Below are 3,744 nucleotides of genomic sequence, written 5' to 3'. Positions count from 1 at the left end.
CGTCGGCCGCAACCACACCCTCCACACCGGCAAGGACCGCACCGAAGAGGTCGGCAATAACCGCCGCGACAAGACCGTGGCCAACCACTGGGTGAGCATCGGCGGGCACCAGGAACACACCGTTGAGGGCTACTCCGAGCTGCAGGCTGGCCAGGCCATTCGCCAGCGTTCGCGCGTCATCGAGTTGCAGGCGGGAGAAATTCTACGTTTGCGCGGCCCTGGAGGCACGATCACCCTGCACGACGGCGGCATCACGCTGGATGGCATCGCCATCATCCTGAAAGGCCCGATGACACAACAAGCTGGCGGGGGCAGCCATGTACTGTCGCTGGATAGCCAACCGATGCCTAGTCTTCCCTTTGACCCAAGCAGTCTTCCGCTTTCCGAGTAGCCGACCTGTCTTGAGGAGCGATTTCGATGATCATCAGTTTCCCTTTCCTTCAAAACGCCAATCTCCAAGAAACGGACGCAATCGATGATGGCACCTTCAATCTGGGCGAGAAAAGCGGTAAGGGTGCCTTTCCTGTCAGTCATCAGTTCGGCTGGCATGGTGGTGTACACCTGGTAGCTCCTGGTGGACCAAATAAACCTGAGCCTGTCCGTGCCATCGCGGATGGTCAGGTGGTGTTTGCACGACACAGCGACCCGATGCCGCTCAACAGCGTCAGCGACGAAATAAAAGCTGCCCACCCTTTGCTGTACTACAAAGGTTGGACCAGCAATGGCGTCATGATTCTCAAGCACGAAACTGAGATCGGTGAAGGTGTGCGAGTGACCTTTTACTCCATCTATCAGCATCTACATATCGTAGCCAATAAGCCAGGTACCGAAACGCCGCTGAAAAAGGGCGACAAGGTCTATCGCAAGGACCCCATCGGCAAGGCAGGAGCCATCTACGGTAATCCCAACCGCGTCCACTTCGAGATCATCGCAGACAAAGGGAACGTGGAAGCCCTGATGGGGCGCAGCGCCGGCAAACTGACAGCCCAGCAAGGTAGGCGGACTAGCGTGTGGGGCGATATACATATTGTTTTGCCTGCCAGCACTCCTTTCTACGCCCAAGATCCCCGCATCGAAACGAAGACCTACGTGGTACGTACTTCCAGTCCGGGCATAGGGGGTATCAACGATACTCTTAACTCGGTCGCCCAGCGCTTCCACACCACGCCAGCTCGCATTCGTCAACTCAACGGCACGCCCGCTAAGGCGGCCAACTGGTGGTCAACGGTGACGGCGGGAAGTACAGTCAGCCAGCGCATCATACGCGTGCCAGCACAGTTCGGCGCCGCTGCCACTATGCCCCCCTCGGATCTCACCATCGAAGATTGGCGCCTCTGGCAAGCCACTATCGCTGGACGAACACCGGCCGAACTTATCGTCACCTTGAGCGAAGAGCGTGGAACGATCACCCTGACTACCCGCGACCGCCATGGAACCGTGATTGGCCGGTGTACGGAAGCAGATGGCAGCTACAACCTGTACAAGGCTGCAATCGAAACCTACCCAGGTTGCCCAAGCGCCGGGTATGAAATGCTGCGCTTTGGGCGCGTCCTCGGTCCCGACGAGCCCGCCGCAACTGATATGCAAGGCGGCCGTCTGCCACACCTCCGCAAAATCGTTACCCAGGGAGGCGCGGAGGCGTTCGTCGATCTCAACATAGCTGGTGTCAAGGTGTATAGCGACGCCGACTTTCCCCATTGGTTAGGGTGGACCTTCATCGACGACGACATAGATGACAACGGCCGCTGCGACTCGAAACAGTTACTCGACCTGATCGAGCCAATGGCACCAACCCCCAATCCCGCACCGGGCTTGCCGGGCGTGCTTGGCGAGGTCGTGCATACCGCCGCCAAGGTATTCGATGCAGCCTTGCAATACAAAGATCGCCTCACGCGAGCCTATGCCAAGATCCACTCTGGAACGATGCGTAAGCGCCTTAGCTACTGCGTGGTCAACTTACCTACCGAGTGGTCACGCGACGACTTCGATAAGCGCTGGGGCTGGATCAAAGGAGACGACCCGACCGACATTCCCGCCAACGTACTGACCAGCATTTGTCTTTCACCTGACGCCTATGAAAAGTTCAAGCGCCACCATGCGGCGCTTGCATTTTGGGAGGATGCTGCAAAGGAAGACCTAGCCTTAGACAAGATGCATTGTCACTTTCATCCATTGCGCTTTATTGAGATTTTTAGAAAATGTGCATGGTTTAGCGAACCGGAGTTACTGAGCATATTATCGCCTGCACCTGCAACTGGAAAGCAAAGAGCAAATGCGCTACGAATACAGATGAATCGGATGTTATCCAAATATTCTGCATCAGGATCTTATTTACGTGTGGCGCATTTTCTGGCACAAGTTGGGGTCGAGACTGGTTGGTGGCAATATCGGGAAGAGCTCGGAAATGAACGGTACTTTCGGACCATGTACGAGGCAATTACACCGGAAGAGGCTGGGCAAGATTACGATACGGCTGTATCAAGAGAGCGCAATCTTCCATCCGGACGACGTCCGACAGAACTACCAAACCCCGGTCCAAATCCAAAGCCAACCATCAATAGACCGAACTACGTAGCTACTCGCCCAGGGCAGATCGCGCAAAAAGCGGCAGGTATGGATAACGGCGCGGCAAATGCTGCTAATGGTGGTATGACTGGCGACGGAAACAGATTTCATGGACGAGGATTTCTGCAAATTACTGGTAGACGCAACTATAAAAGCTACCAAGATTATCGAGGAAGCAACTTCACGACAGGCCCAAACAGCGCACTCCTTGCGACGGATGACTACAATGCATGCGATGCGTCGGGATTCTACTGGTCTCGCGAAAAGGTAAATCGATATGCTGATCAGGGCGATCAACCCGAAGCAATAACTCGAGTTGGATCGATGATTAATAGAGGAAATCCTTCCGGCATCCCTTTTCACAATGCTGATCGCCATAGCGCTTTCAACATCATCTGGAATAATATTCGTGAAGATCAGTAGACATCTATTAATATCGACGCTCTTTCTTATGCCAAGCGCTTACGCAAGCGAGCTATGCATTAAGGATATTGGAAATGCCAACTACACACTTGCCACCTGCCTCACGAGGCCAAACCTAAGTCGAACGATTTTTGTTAGCAAAGCCTCCCAACCAACCCCGTTCGAATATCTGGAGGTCACGGTAGTCACCGCTAAAAGCAAGGATGACTTTTCATCACTCAACGGTGACAACGACGGTACGGCACAAGCGGCCGCAAACTCTTTGCCACACGCAGATCTAATCAAAGGACGCAAGCCACTAAATGTCGCAGCGACCAAACTGCTCACGGTAAAGGGGTGGAGTGTAAAGGGTGAAGACATCGATTATTATTCCCCAAAAGAAAACCCTGGCTTTTCACTCGTTTGCGGATCTGCCTCCCGAGAGATTCGCAGTATTTATGTGCGAGTGTCCCAGTGCACGACCTTCTATGATCAAGACATTGCCGCTTTCCATGAAATTCTAAAAGCGGTGGAAATGAATGTCGAAGCGCAACCGAGATAGCTGGCGCCGGAGACCCGCTACACACTATCGCCCCAGACACACCGCAGTAATCTGCGTTCTCTCGTACCCCAGTTCGCGACTGATCGTTTGTCGTGCCTGCGCATCCTGGGCGCGCTGTGCAGGCGTCAGTGACCGCGCTGATCCGCTTGGGTTTCCCGGACCAGATCTAGAGCGAGTTTTCCGGCGTTTTGATCCGCTTGGGTTTCCCGGACCAG

At 54.4% G+C, this 3,744-nt stretch carries 2 protein-coding genes and 1 pseudogene; all 3 read left to right on the top strand.

Annotated features, from left to right (window positions below; genetic code table 11):
* Positions 1-391, top strand: a pseudogene (locus tag AC1RQF_RS33130) (type VI secretion system Vgr family protein); the annotation flags it as partial.
* A 26-nt stretch (positions 392-417) separates the two neighbouring features.
* Complete coding sequence (locus tag AC1RQF_RS33125) at positions 418-2,988, top strand: peptidoglycan DD-metalloendopeptidase family protein (RefSeq protein WP_492874340.1); 2,571 nt, start codon at positions 418-420, stop codon at positions 2,986-2,988.
* Positions 2,975-3,529, top strand: a complete 555-nt coding sequence (locus tag AC1RQF_RS33120) for a hypothetical protein (protein WP_492874338.1) — start codon at positions 2,975-2,977, stop codon at positions 3,527-3,529. Before AC1RQF_RS33125 ends, AC1RQF_RS33120 begins: the two co-directional genes overlap by 14 nt.
* Positions 3,530-3,744: the final 215 nt, after the last annotated feature.

The sequence above is a fragment of the Burkholderia sp. GW821-FHT14F03 genome (assembly GCF_058803765.1).
This window is presented reverse-complemented; position numbering and strand designations above follow the sequence as displayed.